Here is a 22,814-nt window from a genome sequence, read left to right on the forward strand (position 1 = left end):
CTCAGAGCTCCTTCCTGATATCGACGATGCGCAGGATGCCCGCGACCATCAGCAGGACGAGGACCAGCAGCACGACCGCATTGGCGGCGGCGGCCAGGTATTGCAGCAGCGACATCTGGTTCTTCATCATCAGCGCCACCGAAGCGCTCTGCCCGCCGGACATGACCTGCACGGTGGAGAAATCCGCCATCACCAGCGTCACGACAAAGATCGTGCCGATCGCCATGCCGGGCTTGGCGAGCGGTATGATGACGTTTGTCAGGATCTGCCAGCTCGTTGCACCGGCATCGCGCGCCGCTTCCACCAGCGACTTGTCGATACGCATCAGCGTGTTGAAGATCGGCGTCACCATGAACAGTGTGTAGAGATGCACCATGGCGAGCACGACGGCGAAATCCGAATAGAGCAGCCATTCGATCGGCTCTGAAATGATGCCGGAATTGATCAGTCCCGAATTGATCAACCCGTTGCGCCCCAGAACCGGGATCCACGAGATCATCCGGATGATGTTCGACGTCAGGAAGGGCACGGTGCAAACGAGGAACAGCACCATCTGCATCGAGGTGGTGCGGATGTGGAAGGCAAGGAAATAGGCGACCCAGAAGCCGATCACCAGCGTGATCGCCCAGACCAGAACGGCGAATTTCAGGGTGTTGAGATAGGTCTTCCAGGTGACCCACGACCCGAGCGTTTCCTCGTAATTCATGGTGAGGAAGTCGGGATACATCTGGGCGAAGTCATAATCCCAGAAGCTGACGACCGCGATCATGAGGATCGGCAGGAGCAGGAAGAAGCCGAGGATCAGCGTCAGCGGCACGGCCTGCAGATAGGAGATGACGGCTAGCGGCAGGCGAAAGCCCTTGGAGCGGACCCTGCCGGTCTCTTCCGTCGCCGATGATGTGATCGTCGCCATTGTCGCCTCTCTCTTGGGGCGAAGCCCCTCATCCGGTCCTTCGGACCACCTTCTCCCCGAGGGGAGAAGGGGATTTGCCGCGACGTTACGGATCTTCCTCTCCCCTTGGGGAGAGGTTCGCCGAGCGAAGCGGAGGCGGGTGAGGGGGCAACCCGAGATGCCCCCGCCCTGTCCAGCCGCAGCCCTTAAGCCGCAATGAACTCGTTCCAGCGGCGGACCATGTAGCGGTCCTCGTCCATCACGGAGTTCCAGCACGCGACATGGCCCATGCGTTCGGTAAACGAGCCGCCGTCGCGGATGGCGCCGGCCTTTTCCATGACCTTGCCGTCCGGGGCGACGATATCGCCCTGGGCGGCCTTGCCCTCGATCCAGTAGCCCCATTCGTCGGCCGACATGTGTTCCTTGGCGGTGTCCATGCAGGCAGAGTAGTAGCCTTGGCGGTTGAGGTACGCGCCGACCCAGCCGGACGTGTACCAGTTGATATACTCATAAGCCGCGTCGAGTTGCGCGCCGGTGAGATGTGCGGCGAGACCCAGACCGCCGCCCCAGGAGCGATAGCCTTCCTTCAGCGGCTGGTATTTGCAGGCGATGCCCTTGGAGCGGACGGCGGCAACCGCCGGCGACCACATGGACTGGATGATCACTTCGCCGGACGCCATCAGGTTCACCGACTCGTCGAAGGACTTCCAGAAGGCGCGGAACTGGCCGTCCTGCTTGGCCTTGATCAGGAAGTCGATCGTCTTGTCGATCTCTTCCTTGGTCATGTTGCCCTTGTCGGCATATTTCAGGTTGCCCATGGCTTCCATGATCATCGCCGCATCCATGATGCCGATCGACGGGATGTTCAGGATCGAGGTCTTGCCCTTGAACTTCGGGTCCATGATGTCGGCCCAGGTGGAGATCTCGCGGCCGACGAGGTCGGGACGAATGCCGAGCGTATCGGCATTGTAGATTGTCGGCATCATGGTGAAATACTGGGTTTCTTCCTTGGCGAATGTCTTGTCGCCCGGCTTTTCGACGAAACCGACCGTGTGCGGCGCCGTCCCTTGAGCGATCACGCTGTCGGGCGTCAGCTTGCCGTTTTTGAACAGCGGCACGACCTTGTCGTAATATTTCAGCTTCTTGGTATCCATCGGCTGGATCACGCCGGCGGCATAGACCTTCTTCAGGATCCAGTATTCGATATCGGCAATGTCGTAGGACTTCGGCTGGGTGACGGCGCGCTGCGCGGCGGCGTCGGAATCGGTCGCCGTCATTTCCAGCGTGATGCCGAGGTCGGCTTTGCACTTTTCGGCAATCGCATTGAGGTTCGACACGCCGGTGCCGAACTGGCGAAGCGTGATCGGGTTCTGCGCCCAGATGGTCGGGAAGCCGGTAATCGCGCCCGAACCGGCGGCGAGGCCGGCAGCGGCAGACGCCGTCTTCAGCAGCGAGCGGCGGGAAATGCCGGTCTTGGTTTTCGTCGTCTCGGTCATGCCAGTTCTCCTCTTGAGGTTTTATCGTTGTATTTTCAGTGCTTCAGCCGCCCCAGCACGAGCGCGTCCTCGCGCTCCCAGGAAAGCGGAATGGCATCGCCCACCCTCACCGGGTTGGCGAAGAACGCCTTGTCGCTGAGGATGGCGGTAAAATCCTCGACGCCGGCGCCGTTGACCGTCAGCTTCACCGACGAGCCGCGGTATTCGACATTGGACACCGAGCCGGTGAAACCGAGGCCCTTTTCCGCAGCCTCGCCGACGCGGACGTGATCGGTGCGGATCGCGATATCCGCCGTATCGGTCAGGCCGGCGGTCGCGGCACCCGTGGCCAGAAAATCGCCGCCGGCCGGCACCGAGATCATCAGCTCGTCGCCCGCGCTCTTCGTCACGCGGCCGGAAATCACGTTATGGTCGCCCATGAATTTGGCGACGAAGGCGGTGGCCGGCCGTTCGAACACGGTGCGCGGATGGGCCGCCTGTTCGATGCGCCCGTCATTCATGATGACGATGATATCGGCCAGCGCCATCGCCTCTTCCTGGCTGTGGGTCACATGCACGAAAGTAATGCCGAGCGAGGTCTGCAGCTTCTTCAACTCCGCCCGCATGCGGATTTTCAGGAACGGGTCGAGCGCCGAAAGCGGTTCGTCGAGCAGCAGCGCTTCCGGGTCGGTGATCAGCGCACGCGCCAGCGCCACGCGCTGCTGCTGGCCGCCGGAAAGCTGGGCCGGGCGGCGCGTCGCATAGGCTTCGAGCTGCATCAGCCGCAGCATGTCGAGCGCTTTCGCCCGGCGCTCGTCCTTCTCGACGCCCTTCATCTTCAAGGAGAAGGCGACATTGTCGACGAGATCGAGATGCGGAAAGAGCGCATAGGACTGGAACATCATCGCCGTGCCGCGTTTCGCCGGCGGCAGGTCGGTCACGACGGCATTGCCGAGGCGGATATCGCCCGTCGAGATGCTCTCGTGGCCGGCGATCATCCGAAGTGTCGATGTCTTGCCGCAGCCCGAGGGGCCGAGCAGGCAGCAATAGGTGCCGGCCGGTATCTTCAGGCTGATCTCATGGACCGCCGTGGTGGCGCCATAGATCTTGGAGACGGATACGATGTCTATTTCAGCGGCTTTGCTCATAGGCATTCTCCTGCGACATCATGGTCATGCAGGAGGCGTGCCAGTTCGCTTTGCCGTTGAACTGTCAGGAGATTTCCCAGCACCGCGAAAATCGGTCTTGTGCGCTGCGCAAATTTGCAGCGATCGTTTTCGATCGCATGTTCAAATTGTATGCAATCCGAATATTGGATTGCAAAACATCCTACTAGGCAGAGACGCCGTCCGCGGGTTAGAAGGGGATATGCCGGACGAAAACCCATGACCCTGCTCGAAAACACCCCGCCTTCCATCGATGCCATTGCCGAGGACCGGTCGCTTGCGATCCGCGAGTCCCTGCGCAACGCCATTATAGATCGGCGTCTGGCACCGGGGACGAAGCTGTCGGAAGCGGAAGTCGGCGCGCTGTTCGATGTCAGCCGCACCGTGGCCCGTGCCGCTTTGCAGATGCTGACCTTCGAGGGCCTGGTGAAGACCGAGCGCAACCGTGGCGCCTTCGTCTCCAATCCTTCGCCGGAGGAAGCGCGGCAGATTTTTGCCTCCCGTCGCCTGATCGAGCCCGGCATCATCGCCGCCGCAGTCGATCGCATCACGGCCGAGGATATCGCCCGCTTCCGCGAGCAGCTTCTGGAAGAGGAGCGCTACATGAACGAGCGCGGCCCGGCGGCGCGCAGGGCGGAGATCAAGGCCTCCGGCGATTTCCATCTCATGCTCGCCTCGGTTGCCGGCAACGCCATCCTGCAGCGCTTCATGGATGAACTCGTTGCCCGTTCCTCGCTGGTGATAGCGCTTTACGGCCGCACCGGCGTATCGAGCTGCGGCCATAGCGAACATTTCGCCATCCTCGATCTGATCGAAAAGGGCGATGCCAGACGCGCGGCGGACCTGATGCTGCACCATATCGACCATATCGAAGCCGATCTCGATCTGGAGCCGAAGCAGGGCGTAGGGCTGAAGGACGCGCTCGCGATCCGCTGAACATCGCATCGGACCGAAAAGCGTCCATCCTCCACTTTCTGACGGACTGTCATGCCACTGTAAATGTAGCGGTTTAATACATTTCACGCGGATTGCACGGCTGTGCAAGAGATGGGCGTGAAATGTGATATGAGAGACGAGAAAAGAATGCGCTTCGTCAGCGCCGAACAGGTGGCACAGCTGGCGGGGGTCTCCCGTTCTGCCGTGTCGCGAACCTTCACCCCCGGCGCCAGCGTTTCCGCGGCGACGCGGGAAAAGGTGATGAAGGCGGCCGACGAACTCGGCTATCACGTCAACGATCTCGCCCGCGGGGTGCTTGCCAACCAAAGCCGTCTCGTCGGCGTCGTGGCGACCAGGCCGGAGATCGGCTTTCGCGCCCACCTGACGGCGGCGCTGACCAAGGCTTTGATCCGCCGCGGCTCCATTCCCGTCCTCATCAATACCGGCGAGACCGAAGAAGAGCTGCTCGCCGCGCAAAAAATGCTGATCGGTCATCGCGCCGAGGCGACGATCATCCTCTCCGGCTCGCCGCCGGCGAGCTTTTCGAACTCGCCCAACGCAACGGCCAGCCGCTCGTCGTCATCGGCCGTTCCGAACCGGATGCCGATCATGTGCTTGCCGGCAATGCCGAGGCTTCGCAGGAAGCGGCTGCGGCCTTTATCGCTGCCGGCCGCTGTCGGCTGGCGGTGATCGGCTCGCATTCCGCGACGCCGAGCATTGCCGAGCGGGAGCAGGCTTTGTTGCTGCCGTCCGCGCCCAAGGCTTCGAAGCACGGATCGCCCATGGTCGCGATTCCGATTACGACAGCGGCATTTCCGCTGCCCGGGCGCTGCTCGGCGAGGGCGACTTTCCGGATGCGATCTTCTGCGCCAATGACCTTCTGGCCTTCGGCGCAATGGATGCGATCCGCCAGGAATTCGGCCTCATCGTGCCGGATGACGTCGCGCTGATCGGTTTCGACGACGTGCCGGAAGCGGCCTGGCTGAGCTATGGGCTGACGACGTTCCGGCAGGATCCGGCAACGATCGCGGCGCGGGCCGTCATGCTTCTCGACCGCCGCCTGCAGCATCCGGAGGAGCCGCGCGCCTGGGAGAGGGTCGTGCCGCAGCTCGTCACGCGCAAAAGCTTCGTTCCCGCGTAATTCCCAGCCGTTCAGGCGAGAATATTCCGCCGCTTTCCTCCAGCAGATCGATGATCGCATTCGCCGCGTCGAGCACATTGGTGCCGGGGCCGAAGACGGCTGCGACGCCGTTTTCCAGGAGGTAGTCGTAATCCTGCCGGGGGATGACGCCGCCGACCACGACGATCACGTCCTTCGCTCCTTTGCCTTCAGCGCCTCGACCAGTTGCGGCGCAAGCGTGCGGTGCCCGGCGGCGAGCGACGACATGCCGACCACCTGCACCTTTTTCTCGGCCGCCAAATCGGCTGCCTCCTCCGGCGTCTGGAACAGCGGACCGGCAAGAACCTCGAAGCCGATATCGCCGAAGGCGGAGGCGATCACCTTGGCGCCGCGGTCATGCCCGTCCTGTCCTAACTTGGCGACGAGGATCTTTGGCCTGCCCTTGCCGGAGGATTTGCCGTAATCCGATAGCCGGCTTACGATCGTCCGGTATTCCGGGTCGTCCGCATAGGCCGGGCCATAGATGTCGCCGACCACTTCAGGCACGGCGGCATGGTCGCCGAAGGACTGGCGCATTGCATCGGAAATCTCGCCGACGGTGGCACGGGCACGGGCGGCCTCGACGGCGGCTTCCAGCAGGTTGCCGGTGCCGGATTTTGCGACTTCGGACAGGGCGGCAAGCGTTTCCTCGACGCGTTTCGGATCGCGCTGGCGGCGCACTTCTTCCAGCCGCCCGATCTGGGCCTTGCGGACGGCGGAATTGTCGATGGCGAGAATGTCGATATCGTCCTCGTTCTCGAGCCGGTACTTGTTGACGCCGACGATGATTTCCTCCGAGCGGTCGACCTTGGCCTGGCGCAGCGTAGCCGCCTCCTCGATCAGCCGCTTGGGCAGACCGTCGGCCACCGCCTTGGTCATGCCGCCCAGCGCCTCGACCTCCTCGATCAGCGCCCAGGCCTTTTCCGCCAGCTCGTTCGTCAGGCTCTCGACATAATAGGAGCCGGCGAGCGGATCAACGACCTTTGTGACGCCGGTCTCGTGCTGCAGGATGAGCTGGGTATTGCGGGCAATGCGGGCCGAAAAATCCGTCGGCAGCGCCATCGCTTCGTCCAGCGCATTGGTATGCAGCGACTGGGTGCCGCCGAGCACGGCCGACAGCGCCTCATAGGCGGTGCGGATGACGTTATTGTAGGGGTCCTGTTCCTGCAGGGAGACGCCGGATGTCTGGCAATGGGTTCTGAGCATCAGCGAACCGGGTTTCTTCGGCTCGAATTCCTCCATGATCTTCGACCAGAGCAGGCGGGCGGCGCGCAGCTTTGCCGCCTCCATGAAGAAATTCATGCCGATGGCAAAGAAGAACGAGAGCCGGCCGGCGAAGTCGTCGACATTCAGCCCCTTGGCGAGCGCCGCGCGAACATATTCGCGGCCATCGGCGAGCGTGAAGGCGAGCTCCTGCACCAGCGTCGCGCCGGCCTCCTGCATGTGATAGCCGGAGATCGAGATGGAGTTGAAGCGCGGCATCTCCTTTGCCGTATATTCGATGATGTCGGCAACGATCCGCATCGAGGGTTCCGGCGGGTAGATATAGGTGTTGCGGACCATGAACTCCTTGAGGATGTCGTTCTGGATGGTCCCGGAAAGCTCGGCCTTCGAACAGCCCTGCTCCTCGCCGGCAACGATGAAGGAGGCGAGGATCGGGATGACCGCGCCGTTCATCGTCATGGAGACCGACATGTCCTTCAGCGGAATGCCGTCGAACAGGATCTTCATGTCCTCGACACTGTCGATCGCCACGCCCGCCTTGCCGACATCGCCCTCGACGCGGGGATGATCGGAATCGTAACCGCGATGGGTGGCGAGGTCGAAGGCGACGGACAGGCCCTTCTGGCCGGCAGCGAGATTGCGGCGATAGAAGGCGTTGCTCTCCTGCGCGGTCGAAAAGCCCGCATATTGGCGGATCGTCCACGGTCGGCCGGCATACATGGTGGCGCGCGGCCCGCGGACGAAGGGTTTCAGGCCCGGCATCGTGTCGAGATGGTCGATGCCCTGGAGATCCTCGGCCGTATAGAGCGGCTTGATGTCGATGCCCTCGGCCGTCTGCCAGGTCAGCGTTTCGGGCGAGGCTTTCAGTTCCTTTTCCGCAAGCGTTTCCCAGTCCTGTCTATTGGCCTTAGAGCTTTTGTCCGACACCGATTTCCTCCTGATCATGCGGTTTCGTTCACGCGCGTCATCGACGCCGTGCTGATGAATATAGAACGCGGACGCGGCGCTGAAAGCTGCCTCGTAAAGTTAGTTTAAAGTGACACCTCTCAGCGCCCCGTTCGGCAGTTTTTATCCGTGAACTCCGGTTGCTCTGCGGTGGACGGGACAGTGGGCACGGGGGCGTGTCTCATTCGCGAGTGTCATGCACGCCCTTTTACGGAACCCGGCCCGGGCCATGACGACCTTGAGCCACGTCATCCACCTGCGCCACGGTTTCCGAACATCCGAGAATGTTCGCGAACGCCCCATGGCGCCATCCCGCCACCCTCTAATGCCTCACAGGCACGCCCGACGCGCCATAAGGGAAGTGATGCGGGATGTCGGTCCGACTTTCATCCCGCGCCTCCCGGTCGTCGGAGGGCAACCATTTTCTCACGGACCCCGATGAGGAAGGTTCACGTCGTCCCTTCATCACCGATGCCGGCCCCGCCTCGCCGGAACGCCTTCCGGTGTATCCGCGACGGGACGGGGAGATTGTAGGCATGGGGAAAAGGAGCGTGGATGAAGTGGGGTGAGATTTTGTGCGGGCCTGCCTCTCCCCTGCGGGAGAGGAAGAAAAATCAGCATCTTAGCTGACAAGCTAAGTGCTAGATTTTTCAGGAGAGGGGCAAGATCGTCCCCCGGCATTGAGCCCCTCTCTTGCGATTTCTAAGACTTAGCCTGCGGCTAAGATCTTGAAATCGCTTTCTCTCCCGCAAGGGGAGAGATAACAATGCCGCGCCCTCGGCGCTTTACCTTTCCCTTGGCGGGAGAGGTTACAAAATCTAAGACTTAGCCAAAGGCTAAGTCTTAGATTTTGTTGGTGAGGGATCGGCAACGAGGAGCACTAGGCAGTGTCGTCCGGACTTGCCGGCGCCAACATTTCCACCGCTTTCGCGCCGACCTCGCTCAACCCATAGACGCCCTTGTCGATCTTCTCGAACCAGCCATAGTAATTGTCGCGCAGCATCTGGCCGGCCTTTGGCGTAATCGCCTTCAAGTCCCGCGGCCTCAAGGGGCCGTCGACGAGTGCCGCAGCGCAAGCCAGCGCCTGCTGGCGATAGGCGGTCATGATCGGCACCTTGGTCGAACCGCCGAGCGCCGGATCGCCCTGGCGCTTGCGGTGTTCCCTGATCAGCCGGGTACGCCGCTTCGGATTGGTGCGCGGCATTGGCGAGACGGAGCTGACGAGGATGCTGACCTCGCCCGTATCCGAAACGCCGAGCATGCCGATGCCGAGACGGCGGCAGAGGTCGCGGTAGCGCTTGTCGGCCTCGCGGCCCCGGCCCCTGGCCGAGACACGGGCGGCGATCCAGACCTCGTCGGCTGCCGTGGCCCGATCGACCGCCTGCAGGATCAGTTCCAGATTGAAGGTGAGCTTCAGCTCGCAGACGACCATCACGGTCGGGTCGCCGTCGCTTAAGCCCAGCATATCGCAGCCGCCGATCTCGCCCTTGACCGAATAGCCAGCGGCTTCGAGGAACTGTTTGACGGGGAGATAGAGCGAGGTTTCCATGCTGGGTCCGAGGCGGTGATCGGCGGGACGGATAGCATGATTCTTTTGTTCGTGAGGTGATGAGTGGGCTGCTCCTCTTCTCCCCATCGGGGAGAAGGTGGCCCGAAGGGTCGGATGAGGGGAGCCTATGGCTAGAATTCTGCCGCGTGGCCCCCTCACCGCCTCGCTGGCGCTCCGGCACTTCTCCCCGACGGGGAGAAGACGATAGCCTCACCGTCGCTATCCTGCATTCGAGAACCTTGTTCTTTCAACCAGTGCTTCCACATGATCACGCGGCCGAGCAAATCGCCTTTTCTACCTATTCGAACTCCAGGATCAGTTCGTCCACCGCAAGGCTCTGGCCCGCTTCGGCCGAGACGCGCTTGACGACGCCGTGGCGCTCGGCCTTCAGCACGTTTTCCATCTTCATCGCCTCCACCGTGGCGAGCGTCTGGCCGGCCTCGACACGCTCGCCTGCCTTCACCGAAATCGCGGTAACGACGCCGGGCATGGGGCAGAGCAGCATTTTCGACGTATCGGGCGGAAGCTTGACCGGCATAAGCCTTGCGAGCTCGGCGATGCGCGGCGAGCGTACCCGGGCGGTCACGTCCATGCCGCGCCAGCGCAGCCGGATCGCCGATCCGATGCGATCGACCTTGACCATCATGGCATCTGCACCGACATGGAATTCGGCCAAACGCTGGCCCGGAAGCCAGCCGCTGGCGACCGTGATCTTCTCGCCATCGGCAAAACGGACGAAGTCGCCATCACCAGCCGTGCCGACGGTGATATCCTCCTCGAACGATGAGCCGGCGGCGGAAAGCGTGGCGATCCATTCCTTGCCGACGGTGCGGCGGCGCCTGGACAGCGTGCCGGAAATCCAGGTGGTGCGCTCTTCCAGCGACTGGTTGATCAGCACGGCGATCGCCGCAAGTTTGCGGGCATCGGCGGCATCCGGCGTGACGCCGGCAAAGCCCTCGGGGAATTCCTCGGCGATATAGGCGGTGGTCAGCTTGCCCGAGCAAAAACGCTCCTGCGCCATCACGGCCGACAGGAAGGGCAGGTTATGGCCGATGCCTTCCACCTCAAAGGCATCCAGCGCCTCGCCCATCGCATCGATCGCGGCCGTGCGGTCCTCGGCCCACGAGCAGAGTTTGGCGATCATCGGATCGTAATACATCGAGATCTCGCCGCCCTCGAAGACGCCGGTATCGTTGCGCAGGATGGCACCGCTCTCCTGCAGGCCTTCCACCGGCGGGCGATAGCGGGTGAGCCTGCCGATCGAAGGCAGGAAGTTGCGATAGGGATCTTCCGCATAAAGCCGGCTTTCGATCGCCCAGCCGGTCAGCGTCACGTCGTCCTGGCCGAAGGACAGCTTTTCGCCGGCGGCGACGCGGATCATCTGCTCGACGAGATCGACGCCGGTGATGAGTTCGGTGACCGGATGCTCCACCTGAAGCCGGGTGTTCATCTCGAGAAAATAGAAATTCCGGTCGCCATCGACGATGAATTCCACCGTACCGGCGGAGAAATAGCCGACGGCTTTTGCGAGAGCCACGGCCTGTTCGCCCATCGCCTTGCGGGTGGCCTCGTCAAGGAAGGATGAAGGAGCCTCCTCGATGACCTTCTGGTTTCGACGCTGGATCGAGCATTCGCGCTCGCCTAGATAGAGCGTCGTGCCGTGCTGGTCGCCGAGCACTTGGATCTCGATATGGCGCGGCTGGGTGACGAATTTCTCGATGAATATGCGGTCGTCGCCGAAGGAGGCCTTCGCCTCGTTCTTGGATGACTGGAAGCCTTCGCGGGCTTCCTGATCGTTCCAGGCGATCCGCATACCCTTGCCGCCGCCGCCGGCGGATGCCTTGATCATGACGGGATAGCCGATCGCCGACGCGATCTTCACCGCCTCGTCGGCATCCTCGATCAGGTCCATATGGCCGGGCACGGTGGAGACGCCGGCTTGCGCCGCGATCTTCTTGGAGGTGATCTTGTCGCCCATCGCCTCGATCGCTTTTACCGGCGGGCCGATAAAGGCGACGCCGGCTTTTTCGAGCGCTGCGGCAAAGACTGCGTTTTCCGACAGGAAGCCATAGCCCGGATGGACGGCATCGGCGCCGGTCTTGGCGATGGCTTCGAGAATATTGTCGATGACGATATAGGACTGGTTGGACGGCGCCGGGCCGATATGCACGGCCTCGTCGGCCATCTTCACATGCAGCGCATTCGCATCGGCATCCGAATAGACTGCGACCGTGGCGATGCCCATCTTGGCTGCCGTCTTGATGACGCGGCAGGCGATTTCACCACGGTTGGCGATCAGGATTTTCTTGAACATGCGGGCTCCCTCCCATGGGGCTCTGTCTTTGTCTCAGCGCTCGTTTTTAGGGCTGGTCTTCGTCTTCGTCGCGATATTTTCTGTCATAGGGCAGCGTGAGGATTGCCGTTGCCGTGGCTGCTCCGCCGAACAGCGAGGCGAAAGGCACGATCACCAGGATGAGCGGCACAGCGGGGTTCGAGGCACGCGCAAAAAGCCGACCGAGGCCGCCGATATCGAGCACGATCAGCGAAAGGCCGACGGCGGTGCCGATCAGTGCCCCGACCGCGGCATGGAGGCCGAGAAAGCGCAGCATCTGAGAGTGGTCGCGGCGCGCCTCCTCCGGCGTCATTCTCGGCTTGCGGGAATTGTGCAGGAAGGCGGATCGGGCGCGCTGCCGGCCTGCCCGGCGCTTCAGCCAGCCTTCGGGGTCAGGCAGCTTGATCATGGGAAGGGAAAGGCCGCGCATCCGCTTGGTTCACTCTGCGGCTTCGGCCGGAGGGACGGCACCGGGATATTTCAATCCCTTGAGCATTCCCTCGATACTGAGGTCTTCGTCGAGATCGGGCCAATGCACGCCATATGGTGACAGTTCGATCCTGTTGCGCTGTTCCGGCGTTGCGGCGAGCAGAGGCGGATACCACCAGAGCGGGGTCGTCAGAGTTGCCCCATCTGCAAGCTCGACCACAAGAGACACGTCGGTGCAGTGAGCAGCAATCGGCTCGAGCAGGTCATCGTCAATTTCCAAAGTGCTCATGCCATTTCTCCAGAAATTCCTGCCGATGAGCCTTCACAACGTCGAGAAGCTCATTGAGCTCCTTTTCCGTGCATCGCTTGTTGCGGGCGATCGCCAATTGCTCGAGCCAGATCTTGGTTTCCTTGCGATCCTTGCGGGCATGGATGTGCGGAGGCTCGGAGCGATCGAGGCTGTAGAATTCGAAACGCCAGCCTTTCCATTCGAAGACTTTCGGCACTCTTCACCTCGATCATCCCTCCGGGCCGCGTCGACACTATCACACCTCGAAAATATCGTCGAAGCTCTCGGGAAAATTCTGCCGCGCCACCTTCTCGTTGATGATCAGCATGGCCTCATAGGAGAGCGGATCGAAATCCTTGTCGGCGGGGAGTACTTCGCGGCCGAACAGCAGGCTGAGCCGCGCGGCATCGAGATTGCCGCGCTCGAAGGGTTCGGTGCCGAAATGGTGCCAGAGTGCATGCAGGAAGGCCGCGTCGATGCGGTGTTCCTTGGTGCCCGGCCGCGCCTTGCGCGGCAGGGGTTTCAGCGGGGTCACGCCTTTCGGGTTGGCGCGACGGATAGTGAACTGGATGCCCGTGCCTGGCATGCCGCCCGGAAAGCCGCGGTGTTTGGTCATATCAGGCAGGTTGGCCATTCTCTCTTAATCCTTAGGCTGTTGCGACCTTGTCGGCCGTCTTGGTGTCGAAATCGGAGGCATCATGCCGCTCGCGCAACTGCTCGGACGGATCTCCCGATGTGCGGTTGACCATGCGGCCGCGCTTCACCGCCGGGCGAGCGAAGATTTCCGCCGTCCAGCGCTGCAGGTTCTTGTAGCCCTGAACTTCGAGGAAGTCACCGGCATCACCATAGGCCTGGCCCATGGCAAGATTGCCGTACCAGGGCCAGATCGCCATGTCGGCGACGGTGTATTCCTTGCCGGCCATGAACTGGTTGTCGGCGAGATGCCGGTCGAGCACGTCGAGCTGGCGCTTCGTTTCCATCGCATAGCGGTCGATCGCATATTTGATCTTCATCGGCGCATAGGCATAGAAATGGCCGAAGCCACCGCCGAGGAACGGGGCCGAGCCCATCTGCCAGAACAGCCAGTTCATCGCTTCGGTGCGGGCACGCAGCTCGGTCGGCAGGAAGGCGCCGAACTTTTCCGCCAGATAAATGAGGATCGAGGCGGATTCGAAGACCCGCAGCGGCTTAGCCCCATCCTTGGGCGCATGGTCCAGAAGCGCCGGGATCTTCGAATTCGGGTTGACGCCGACGAAGCCGGAGCCGAACTGGTCGCCCTGGCCGATATTGATCAGCCATGCGTCGTATTCCGCGCCGGAATGGCCTGCCGCGAGCAGCTCTTCCAGCATGATCGTCACCTTCACGCCGTTCGGAGTGCCGAGTGAATAGAGCTGCAGCGGATGCTTGCCGACTGGCAATTCCTTGTCATGGGTCGGACCGGCGATCGGTCGGTTGATGCTGGCGAATTCGCCGCCATTGCCCTTGTCCCAGGTCCACGTCTTGCCCGGTTCGTAGCCTGCAGGAAAATTGTCGGCGGGGGATTTGTCGGTCATGAAATCGTGTCCTTGCTCAACGCGTCATGGAAAGGCATGCGCCAGGAGGCGGCGCGCGTCAGACGAATATAGGAAACCGACGGGCGGCTGCTACAGACGAATTTCACAAAGATTACAGCTTTGGGAGAAGATTATTACAACGGTATCGTATCGTGCTTCTTCCAGTGGGTCGTCACCTGCTTGTTCTTCAGGGAGGCAAACGCCCGTGCAATGCGGCGGCGCGAAGAGTGGGGCATGATCACCTCGTCGATGAAGCCGCGCTCGGCGGCGACGAAGGGATTGGCGAAACGCTCCTCGTATTCCTTCGTCCGCGCGGCGATCTTTTCGGCATCGCCAAGCTCCGAGCGGTAGAGGATTTCGGTCGCTCCCTTGGCCCCCATGACGGCGATCTCGGCCGTCGGCCAGGCATAGTTGATGTCGGCGCCGATATGTTTCGATGCCATCACGTCATAGGCGCCGCCATAGGCTTTTCGCGTGATCAGCGTCACCATCGGCACGGTCGCTTCGGAATAGGCGAAGAGCAGCTTGGCGCCGTGCTTGATGACGCCGCCATATTCCTGCGCGGTGCCGGGCAGGAAGCCCGGGACGTCGACAAGCGTCAGGATCGGGATCGAGAAGGCATCGCAGAAGCGGACGAAACGGGCGGCCTTGCGTGACGAATCGATATCGAGGCAGCCGGCGAGCACCATCGGCTGGTTGGCGACGACGCCGACGGTCTGGCCCTCGATGCGGATATAGCCGGTGATGATGTTTCTGGCGAAGGCTTCCTGGATCTCGAAGAAATCGCCCTCGTCGGCGATCGCCGCGATCAGCTCCTTCATGTCATAGGGCTTGGTCGCGCTGTCGGGGATCAGCGTGTCGAGCTTGTCCTCGACGCGGGCGGGATCGTCATGGAACGGCCGGCTCGGCACCTTGTCGCGATTGTTGAGCGGCAGGAAATCGAACAGCTGTCGCACCGCCTCCAGCGCCTCGATGTCGTTTTCGAAGGCGGCATCGGCGACGGAGGATTTTTGTGTATGGGTACGCGCGCCGCCGAGTTCTTCCGCCGTGACGATCTCGTTGGTGACGGTCTTCACCACGTCCGGGCCGGTGACGAACATGTAGGATGTGTCGCGCACCATGAAGATGAAGTCGGTCATGGCCGGCGAATAGACGGCGCCGCCTGCGCAAGGGCCCATGATGACGGAAATCTGCGGGATGACGCCGGAGGCCTCGGCATTGCGGCGAAACACCTCGGCATAACCGGCAAGCGAGGCGACGCCTTCCTGGATGCGGGCGCCGCCGGAATCGTTGAGGCCGATGACGGGAGCTCCGACCTTTACCGCCATGTCCATGATCTTGCAGATTTTTTGCGCATGGGTCTCTGAAAGCGAGCCGCCGAGCACGGTGAAATCCTGGGAGAAGACATAGACCTGGCGGCCGTTGATCGTGCCCCAGCCGGTCACCACGCCGTCACCCGCGACCTTGTTGTCGGCCATGTCGAAATCCACCGCGCGGTGGGTGACATACATGTCGAACTCTTCGAACGAGCCTTCGTCGAGCAGGACCTCGATCCGCTCGCGGGCGGTGAGCTTGCCCTTGGCATGTTGCGCATCGATGCGTCTGGTGCCGCCGCCCAGCCGTGCTTCCGCGCGGCGTTTCTCCACCTCGTTCAGGATCTGGCGCATGCTTCCTCCCCGGATTGCGCTTCTGTTGTAATGCCTTGTCGGCATCGCGCAACTGCCTGGCGAAGGTATGTATGTCAGCAGGTGATAAAAAAGCAGCCCTACCGCCAACGGGAAACGGGCGGAGGGGCTGCGCTATGTGTCAGACGATGGATGGGATCAGGCGGCGCGCCAAGTCTTTGCCGGCGCCGGTGCCGATGCTGTGGAACCGGATGCCGAGATCGGCATCGTGCCCGTAAGCGGTACGTGGCGCAGCATTTCCAGCGCGAAGGCACTGGCATTCTGCCGGGCTTTGTCGAGATTGCTGACGCGGGTCTCGTCCATCATGTGCAGCGTGCCGCCGAGATCGAAGATGTCGCGGAAGGCCGCGCGCTCGATGATCGGAGTGCCGAGCACCTCGACGCCGCGTTCCAGAAGCAGCATTTTCACCGTTAAGAGCGCACGGGTGGTGACCATCGAATTGACGCGGGTCAGCACGACGGAATGGGGCACCTTGATGCCACCCTTCTCATCGAGGAAGCGTAGCAGTTCCAGAACGTTGGCGCCGCCCTGGGCATCCATGGCGCAGCCCTGGATCGGGATCAGCACATGGTCGGACAGGCCGATCGCCTTGGCGAGCAGAGGGCTCTGGGCGCCGGGAAGGTCGACGATGAAATAGTCGGTCGTATAGCGGTTATTGTTGATATGCCGGTCGATCGAGGACTGGGTCACGTAGGAAATGACGTTCAGCCGCGGCACGGCCGGCGAGATCATATGCCAGCGGGAAATCCAGCGCTGCGGATCGGCGTCGAGCACGGTCACGCGATAGCCCTGCTGCGCAAGCTCGGTGGCGAGCAGCAGCACGGCCGTCGTCTTGCCGGCGCCGCCCTTGGTATTGGCGAAAGTGATGACGGGCATACGGAGGGTACCTGTTCGACTGCGAGCCTTAGATGGCTCCGACCGCACCCTCATGATGCGCCGCTCCATTGTCGGCGGATATGGTTAATGGTGGGTGAAAAAGGTGGCGAAGCCCGTCCTCGCTTCAGCTTCGTTCAGAGAGCATGTCTGCCGCGCTCAGCGTTGAAATTTTCATGAAAGCGGCTCTCTCGAGGCCGGGAGCATTGATGCAGCCCATCGGAAGCCAAGCAATTTTTCGCCGTTTCGATCCACTACCTTGCAATAACAGGTAGCATGTTATATATAGTCTATAAATGTGGGAAATTGGATGGCCGACTCGATACAAGTTCAGTTGAGAAAAGGCGCTCTCGATCTCTGTGTCCTGGCGGTGCTGTCGCGGGGGAGAGCTACGGTTATGAAATCGCCAGCACTCTGGTCGCGGCCGTCGGAATGGGCGAAGGCACGATCTACCCGCTGATGCGTCGCATGCAGAATGACGGTCTCGTGGCCACCCGTCTTGTCGAATCGAGCAGCGGACCGCCCCGCAAATATTACCGGCTGACGCCGCTTGGCCAGACGGTGTTCGAAGCACATCGCAGCGACTGGCGCTCCTTTGCCACCGCCGTCGATACCCTTCTGAAGGATATAGGATGAGCAGGGATGCATTCATGCGCAGGCTCAAACAGGGGCTTGCCGGTCTTCCGCCCGATGAGGTCGAGGAGATCATGGCCGACTACGCGGCCCATTTCGCCGAATCCAATGCGGATGGCCGCAGCGAGGCGGAGGTTGCTGCGGCTTTGGGAGACCCGGCGAGGATTGCGCGGGAACTGCGCGCCGACATAGGGCTGCGACGTTTCGAAACCCATTGGAGCCTGTCCAATCTGATCGCCGCGACCATGGCGCTGGCAGGGCTGGCGATCGTCGATCTCATGCTGTTTCTGCCATTGCTGATCGTGGCGATCGTGCTGGCCGTGGCTCTCGGCATCGTGTTGGTGGCGATTGGCGCTGTCGGGTTGAAAATCCTGTTCATGGCGCTGTTCTTCGATCCAGACGGAGCCCTGACGGACCTTCTGGCGCGGCTGTTCATCGGCGCCGGACTTCTGAGCGGCTTTGTCGGAGGCGGCGCGCTGCTTCTGATGGGAGTGAGCGCCGGCATCCGTATGTTCGGCCACTATGCCCGCTTGCATTTCCGTGTGGCCCAGCCGGACCGGCACGGCGCATGAGAATTCGATATATTTCTCGGAGGTATCGAAATGACCCGGAAATTGGCATTTGTTGCGACGACGGGCCTGATCGGCTCGGCTGTTTTCCTGATGCTCGGAACGGCGCTCGCCGGGTCGAGCTGGACCGATACGGCGCGTTTGTGGGGTGTGGGGCAATCGACCTGCACCCAGGCGGCCTCGACGCGAAACGAGATCACTCTGCCCTTTGCAGCAAGCGACAGTCTGGCGATCCGGCTGCCGGCTTCGGTCCAGTATCAACCGGGCGCCAGGGCGGAGGCCGTTGTCAGAGGAGATTCAGCACTTCTCGATCATGTCAGGTTCGAAGCCGGCGAACTGAACCTGGATTGCGATCCCGGCTGGTTTGCCTCGCGGCTCGAGATCACGCTTTCAGGCCCGCCGATCGCCCGATGGGAGATACGCGGCAGCGGCGATCTTACGCTCTCGCAAATCAGCCAGCCAAAACTCCAGGTGATCATCAAAGGCAGTGGCGATGTGAAAGCCACGGGATCGGTCGACACGGTGGATCTCAGCATCTCCGGCTCCGGCGAGGCGCAGCTGGACGATCTCATCGCAAAATCTGTAAAGGTGGACATTCGCGGCAGCGGTGACGCCACGCTGACCGCTCAGATCGATGCCGACGTTTCGATCTCGGGAAGCGGTGATGTCGCATTGTTCGGCAATCCCGCGATGCGGCGCTCGCAGGTCAAGGGCAGCGGCAGTATCAAGCAAATGCCGTGAGCCGACGGGCGATACCTAAGTTTTTCCCGCCGTTACCGCCGCCGGTCCGCCGCCAGGATCTCGCGCGCGATCTGGTCGAGCGGCACGACGCGGTCGACGCCGCCGTGGGCGATGGCTTCCTTGGGCATGCCGAAGACGACCGAGCTTGCCTCGTCCTGGGCCACCGTGAAGGCGCCCGCCTGATGCATTTCGTTCATGCCGCGGGCGCCGTCGTCACCCATGCCGGTCATGATCACGCCCATTGCATTGGCGCCGGCCGAGCGGGCGGCGGAGCGGAACAGGACATCGACGGACGGCCGGTGCCGGCTGACCAGCGGGCCCGACCGGACCGAGACTTCGTAACGGGCGCCCTTGCGTTCGAGCAGCATGTGTTTGTCGCCCGGCGCGATCAGCACATGGCCGCGCAGCACCGGATCGCCGTCCTGCGCTTCCTTGACCTCGACCTCGCAAAGCCCGTTCAGGCGGTTGGCGAAGGCGGCTGTGAATTTTTCCGGCATATGCTGGACGATGACCATGCCTGGCGAATTGGCCGGAAGCGCTTCGAGCAGTTCGCGCAGGGCCTCGGTGCCGCCGGTGGACGCGCCGACGCAGACGACCATTTCCGTCGTCTTCGCCATCGCACCGACCCTTGGCGGGGGCAGCACGGCGTCGGCCGTCAGCTTGCCCTGGACGCGCTCGGTCAGCCGTCCGGCACGCAGCTTCGAGACGCGAGCGCGGGCGGCGCCCTTGACGGCGGTGCGGATCTGCTCGGCATGTTCGGCGAGATGATCGGCAGCCCCGATCCGCGGCTTCAGGATGATGTCGACGGCGCCCGCCTCCAGCGCCTGCATCAGCGTTTCGGAGCCGGTTTCGGTGAGCGACGAGCACATCACGACCGGGATCGGATGCTGGGCCATCAGCTTGCGCAGGAAGGTGATGCCGTCCATCTGCGGCATTTCCACATCGAGCGTGATGACGTCGGGTATCTCGTCGCGGATCTTGCGCGCTGCCATGAACGGGTCGTTGGCGACGCCCATGATCTCGATATCGGGATCTTCCGACAGCACGGCCGAAAGCGTCTGCCTGACGCTGGCGGAATCATCGATGATCAGCACCCGGATTTTCTCGCCCATGTCTCAGTCTAAACCCGCTTGAACACCGTGTTGGCCACCTGCTTGATCGGCAGGTTGAAGCCGGTCACCGTTTCCGAATGGCCGATGAACAGGTAACCGCCCGGCATCAGGCAGTCGCAGAGCCTCGACAGAACCTGCAACTGGGTCGGTTTGTCGAAATAGATCAGCACATTGCGGCAGAAGATGATGTGCATCGGATCGCCGACCGGGTAGCTCGCATCCATGAGGTTGAGCCGGGCAAAGCCCACCTTCTGGCGCAGCCTGGGGGTGATCCGCATTTCACCGCGGTGCTTGTTGGCCGGCTGCATGACGTAACGGCGCAGCACGTCGGGCGGAACCGGCGCCATCAGATCGGAGGCATAGATGCCTTTCTGCGCCTTCTGCAGAACGTCGGTCGACAGATCGGTCGCAAGAACGAAATAGTCCCGGTCTGGCGCCTGCGCCTTCATGTAATCCGACAGCACCATGGCGAGCGTATAAGGTTCGGCACCCGTCGAGCAGGCAGAGCTCCAGACGCGCAGGCGGCGTTCGGAGAAATTCTGGACGATTTCCGGCAGGGCGTGCGTCTGCATGTAGTCGAAATGCTTCGGCTCGCGGAAGAAGTCGGTCTTGTTGGTGGTGACGACGTCGATGAGGTAGATCGTTTCGCTTTCGATCCCGCCGTGATTGAACAGGTAGTCGCAATAGGCGTCGAAGGAGGAAATGCCGGTGACGCGCAGCCGGCGGCGCAGCCGGCCTTCGAGCATGGTGGCCTTGTTCAGTGGCATCTTGATGCCGCTATAGCTGTAGATGAATTTCGCCAGCGCATCGAAATTGCGCTTGCTGAGCCGGTCATCCAGCGGCTGGGTTTTTGCTGCTATGCTCACGATGCTGCCGTCATGCCACCTGCGCCGAGGGCGCGACGCCGGCAAGCGCCGGTCCGGCATCGGAGAAGAGGCGGGCGAGGTCGATGATGACGACGAAGCCGCCATCCCGGCGCACGACGCCGGCGATATAGTCGGACCGCCAGCGGATGCCGATATCCGGCGCGCTCTCGATCTGCGCCTTGGCGAACGGAACGACCTCGTAGACCCGGTCGGCGACGAGGCCGAGCGCCAGCACCTTGTCGGCGATCGGCACGTCGAGGACGAGCATGCGCGTATGCGGCGTCCTGGCGGTCGGGCTCATGCCGAGCCGGATCCTTAGATCGATGATCGGCACGCCCTGGCCGCGCACGTCGCGCAGGCCGAGCAGATAGTCCGGCCCGTGCGGGATCCTGAAGGCATCCTCGTGATCGAGGATTTCACGCACCACCTCGACCGGCACGGCGAAGAGCTCCTCGCCGAGGCTGAAGGTGACGAACTGGGATCTCGGATGATGAAGCCATGGTTCAAGCGCTTTCCCTGAAGTCGTCGTCGTCACGGTCTGGACCACCCATCGACATGTCCAGTGCAAAACCCTTGGCGCGGGCCTGTTGCTGGGCGATGGACTGATCCTGCGATGGGCGTGCCCGAGCCGGCGCCTGCGGCCGTGCTGCTGCCTGGGCAGGACGCGCGGCCGGTGCGTTATGAGAAGCGACGACCGCCTTGCGCTCGACACGGAAGAAGGCGATCGAGGCCTGCAGCTCTTCCGCCTGGGCGGCGAGTTCCTCGGAGGTCGAGGACATTTCCTCGGACGCGCCGGCATTCTGCTGGATCACCTTGTCGAGCTGCTGGATCGCCTCGTTGATCTGGGCGGCACCGATATCCTGCTCGCGGCAGGCGGCGGAGATTTCCGAGACCAGCTCGGCGGTCTTCTGGATGTCAGGCACCAGCTTGTTCAGCATCTCGCCGGCCTGGGTCGCCGTCTGCACCGTGGTGCCGGAGAGGGCGCTGATCTCGGCTGCGGCCGCCTGTGAGCGTTCGGCAAGCTTGCGCACTTCCGAAGCGACGACGGCAAAACCCTTGCCGTGCTCGCCTGCACGGGCGGCCTCGACGGCGGCGTTCAGCGCGAGAAGATCGGTCTGGCGGGCGATTTCCTGCACGATCGAGATCTTCTCCGCGATCGTGCGCATGGCGGCGACCGCCTGGGCAACGGCCTGGCCGGAAGCTTCCGCATCCTTCGAAGACTGGCGGGCGATCTTTTCCGTCTGGGCGGCGTTGTCGGCGTTCTGCTTGATGTTGGCGGCCATCTCTTCCATCGAGGCGGACGCCTCCTCGGCGGCGGCGGCCTGTTCGGTGGCACCTTCCGACAGCTGCTCGGAGCCGGCCGACAGTTCCTGGCTGCCCGAGGAGACGTTGTCGGAGGCCGACAGCGCGTCGGCCACGACGCCGCGCAGGCGCTCGACCATGCTTTCCAGCGCAATGCCGAGCGTGTCGCGATCCGACAGCGGCTTCGGCGTCACGGTCAGGTTGCCGTTGGAAATCTGGTCGGCAATGCTCGCGGTGTTTCGCAGGTTGGCGGTCATGACGTTGACCTTGGTGACGAGGTCCCTGATCTCGTCGTTCGACTTGATCTCGACCGTCTGGTTGAGGTCGCCGATCGAAACCGCTTCTGCAACGACCATCACCTTGTTGAGGCCGCGGCTGATGCCGAGCGCGATCCAGGTGGCGGCGCCGGCAGCGATCACCAGGGCGGCTGCGGCAAAGGAGATCATCACCAGGCGGGTATGTTCATAGACGTCGTGGGCGGTGACGCTTGCCTGTTCCAGATGGGTCTTTTCGTAGGCGATCAGCTGCTTGAACAGGTCGTCCATCGACCCGGCAATGCCGCGTGCTTCATTGTCGGAAATGCGCAAGGCCGTTGCGGTGTCGCCGACCGCGATCGCGGCGCGTACGCGGTCGTCCTCGCGGCGGAAGTCGCCGGATAATTTCGCCAGCTTTTCCCAGATCGGCCTGCTCTGCTCAGTCGATTTGTCGATGCCCTGCTGCATGGTGTCGTCGAAATACTTCCGGGCTTCGTCAGCGGCGGTGATATATGCCTGCGCTTCGGAGGAGCTGTCGGCATTCAGCAGGTTCTTCTGCTGGCGGATCTGCTGGAGCTGCTGGATGTCCAGTTCCTGCGCCATCTCGAGCCGGGCCGCCGGTCCTTCGAGAACACCTTCGAGATTGTCGTTGAGGTTCCCGAGGCTGAGCATGGCATAGCCCGCGGTTCCCACAAGCATGAGAATGATGAGCCCGAAGGCGAGAGCCAGTTTCAGTTTGATGGTGAACCGCATCAACGTGTCCTTTGAAAACAACTTCGTAAAACGAGAGCCCTGGGAGGAGGCTCCTGTGCGAAGACTGATGCATTCAC

At 62.3% G+C, this 22,814-nt stretch carries 19 protein-coding genes and 3 pseudogenes; 5 read left to right on the forward strand and 17 right to left on the reverse strand.

From position 1 onward, the window contains the following. Position 1: 1 nt before the first annotated feature. From N7E02_RS15715 to N7E02_RS15725, 3 genes are all read right to left on the reverse strand, one after another. Positions 2-913 carry an ABC transporter permease gene (locus tag N7E02_RS15715; protein WP_286583059.1) on the reverse strand — a complete coding sequence of 304 codons (912 nt, stop codon included), beginning with the start codon at positions 911-913 and terminating at the stop codon, positions 2-4. 185 nt (positions 914-1,098) lie between these two features. After that, entirely contained in the window at positions 1,099-2,388 is a 1,290-nt protein-coding gene (locus N7E02_RS15720; protein WP_286583061.1) for an ABC transporter substrate-binding protein, read from the reverse strand. Between the two features lie 35 nt (positions 2,389-2,423). Continuing rightward, complete coding sequence (locus N7E02_RS15725; protein ID WP_286583063.1) at positions 2,424-3,515, reverse strand: ABC transporter ATP-binding protein; 1,092 nt, start codon at positions 3,513-3,515, stop codon at positions 2,424-2,426. 237 nt (positions 3,516-3,752) lie between these two features. Here N7E02_RS15725 and N7E02_RS15730 point away from each other — a divergent pair, with 237 nt between their 5' ends. Next, positions 3,753-4,469 carry a GntR family transcriptional regulator gene (locus tag N7E02_RS15730; protein ID WP_286583065.1) on the forward strand — a complete coding sequence of 239 codons (717 nt, stop codon included), beginning with the start codon at positions 3,753-3,755 and terminating at the stop codon, positions 4,467-4,469. A 129-nt stretch (positions 4,470-4,598) separates the two neighbouring features. Further along, positions 4,599-5,610 (forward strand): annotated as a pseudogene (locus N7E02_RS15735) (LacI family DNA-binding transcriptional regulator). Positions 5,611-5,621: 11 nt separating this feature from the next. Here N7E02_RS15735 and scpA read toward each other — a convergent pair. The 10 genes and pseudogenes from scpA to N7E02_RS15795 all read right to left on the reverse strand — a co-directional run bounded on the left by scpA (position 5,622) and on the right by N7E02_RS15795 (position 16,510). After that, positions 5,622-7,797, reverse strand: a pseudogene (gene scpA, locus N7E02_RS15740) (methylmalonyl-CoA mutase). Positions 7,798-8,677: 880 nt separating this feature from the next. Further along, positions 8,678-9,346 (reverse strand): DUF2161 domain-containing phosphodiesterase, encoded by a 669-nt coding sequence (locus N7E02_RS15745; RefSeq protein ID WP_286583067.1) that lies wholly within the window; start codon positions 9,344-9,346, stop codon positions 8,678-8,680. A 298-nt stretch (positions 9,347-9,644) separates the two neighbouring features. Then, the gene (locus N7E02_RS15760) at positions 9,645-11,660 is read right to left on the reverse strand and encodes an acetyl-CoA carboxylase biotin carboxylase subunit (RefSeq protein ID WP_353622892.1); all 2,016 of its coding nucleotides are present in this window, start codon (positions 11,658-11,660) and stop codon (positions 9,645-9,647) included. A gap of 46 nt (positions 11,661-11,706) precedes the next feature. Further along, positions 11,707-12,087 (reverse strand): hypothetical protein, encoded by a 381-nt coding sequence (locus N7E02_RS15765; protein ID WP_286583070.1) that lies wholly within the window; start codon positions 12,085-12,087, stop codon positions 11,707-11,709. Between the two features lie 30 nt (positions 12,088-12,117). Continuing rightward, the gene (locus N7E02_RS15770; RefSeq protein ID WP_286583072.1) at positions 12,118-12,396 is read right to left on the reverse strand and encodes a DUF2442 domain-containing protein; all 279 of its coding nucleotides are present in this window, start codon (positions 12,394-12,396) and stop codon (positions 12,118-12,120) included. Next, a complete protein-coding gene (locus tag N7E02_RS15775; protein ID WP_286583074.1) occupies positions 12,377-12,613 on the reverse strand; it encodes a DUF4160 domain-containing protein in 237 nt (78 codons plus the stop codon). Before N7E02_RS15775 ends, N7E02_RS15770 begins: the two co-directional genes overlap by 20 nt. Before the next feature lie 39 nt (positions 12,614-12,652). Continuing rightward, positions 12,653-13,030, reverse strand: coding sequence for a hypothetical protein (locus N7E02_RS15780; protein ID WP_286583077.1), 378 nt, complete (start codon positions 13,028-13,030; stop codon positions 12,653-12,655). A 13-nt stretch (positions 13,031-13,043) separates the two neighbouring features. Further along, positions 13,044-13,949 carry a glutathione-dependent disulfide-bond oxidoreductase gene (gene yghU, locus N7E02_RS15785; protein ID WP_286583079.1) on the reverse strand — a complete coding sequence of 302 codons (906 nt, stop codon included), beginning with the start codon at positions 13,947-13,949 and terminating at the stop codon, positions 13,044-13,046. Between the two features lie 134 nt (positions 13,950-14,083). Beyond that, positions 14,084-15,616 carry an acyl-CoA carboxylase subunit beta gene (locus N7E02_RS15790; protein WP_286583080.1) on the reverse strand — a complete coding sequence of 511 codons (1,533 nt, stop codon included), beginning with the start codon at positions 15,614-15,616 and terminating at the stop codon, positions 14,084-14,086. A 156-nt stretch (positions 15,617-15,772) separates the two neighbouring features. Continuing rightward, on the reverse strand, positions 15,773-16,510 hold the full coding sequence (locus tag N7E02_RS15795) for a ParA family protein (RefSeq protein ID WP_286583082.1): 738 nt from the start codon (positions 16,508-16,510) through the stop codon (positions 15,773-15,775). 307 nt (positions 16,511-16,817) lie between these two features. Between N7E02_RS15795 and N7E02_RS29755 the strand changes: the two are divergent. The 3 genes and pseudogenes from N7E02_RS29755 (at position 16,818) to N7E02_RS15810 (ending at position 18,450) form a co-directional block, all read left to right on the forward strand. After that, positions 16,818-17,143 (forward strand): annotated as a pseudogene (locus tag N7E02_RS29755) (PadR family transcriptional regulator). After that, positions 17,140-17,712, forward strand: coding sequence for a DUF1700 domain-containing protein (locus tag N7E02_RS15805; RefSeq protein WP_286583089.1), 573 nt, complete (start codon positions 17,140-17,142; stop codon positions 17,710-17,712). Before N7E02_RS29755 ends, N7E02_RS15805 begins: the two are co-directional and overlap by 4 nt. 30 nt (positions 17,713-17,742) lie before the next feature. Then, positions 17,743-18,450: a GIN domain-containing protein gene (locus N7E02_RS15810; protein WP_286583091.1), complete on the forward strand. Its 708-nt coding sequence runs from the start codon at positions 17,743-17,745 to the stop codon at positions 18,448-18,450. A gap of 32 nt (positions 18,451-18,482) precedes the next feature. On the opposite strand, the gene N7E02_RS15815 is transcribed toward N7E02_RS15810, so the two are convergent. From N7E02_RS15815 to N7E02_RS15830, 4 genes are read right to left on the reverse strand one after another with little or no spacing between them, the layout of a single operon-like run. Further along, positions 18,483-19,562 (reverse strand): protein-glutamate methylesterase/protein-glutamine glutaminase, encoded by a 1,080-nt coding sequence (locus tag N7E02_RS15815; RefSeq protein ID WP_286583093.1) that lies wholly within the window; start codon positions 19,560-19,562, stop codon positions 18,483-18,485. Positions 19,563-19,570: 8 nt separating this feature from the next. Beyond that, positions 19,571-20,488 carry a CheR family methyltransferase gene (locus N7E02_RS15820; protein ID WP_374730700.1) on the reverse strand — a complete coding sequence of 306 codons (918 nt, stop codon included), beginning with the start codon at positions 20,486-20,488 and terminating at the stop codon, positions 19,571-19,573. Next, the gene (locus N7E02_RS15825) at positions 20,439-20,963 is read right to left on the reverse strand and encodes a chemotaxis protein CheW (protein ID WP_286583862.1); all 525 of its coding nucleotides are present in this window, start codon (positions 20,961-20,963) and stop codon (positions 20,439-20,441) included. The genes N7E02_RS15820 and N7E02_RS15825 overlap by 50 nt, the downstream gene beginning before the upstream one ends. Then, a complete protein-coding gene (locus tag N7E02_RS15830; protein ID WP_286583098.1) occupies positions 20,932-22,737 on the reverse strand; it encodes a methyl-accepting chemotaxis protein in 1,806 nt (601 codons plus the stop codon). The genes N7E02_RS15825 and N7E02_RS15830 overlap by 32 nt, the downstream gene beginning before the upstream one ends. Between the last annotated feature and the right edge of the window lie 77 nt (positions 22,738-22,814).

Origin of the sequence: Terrirhizobium terrae, from assembly GCF_030323265.1 — a bacterium.
GTDB lineage: Bacteria > Pseudomonadota > Alphaproteobacteria > Rhizobiales > Rhizobiaceae > Neorhizobium.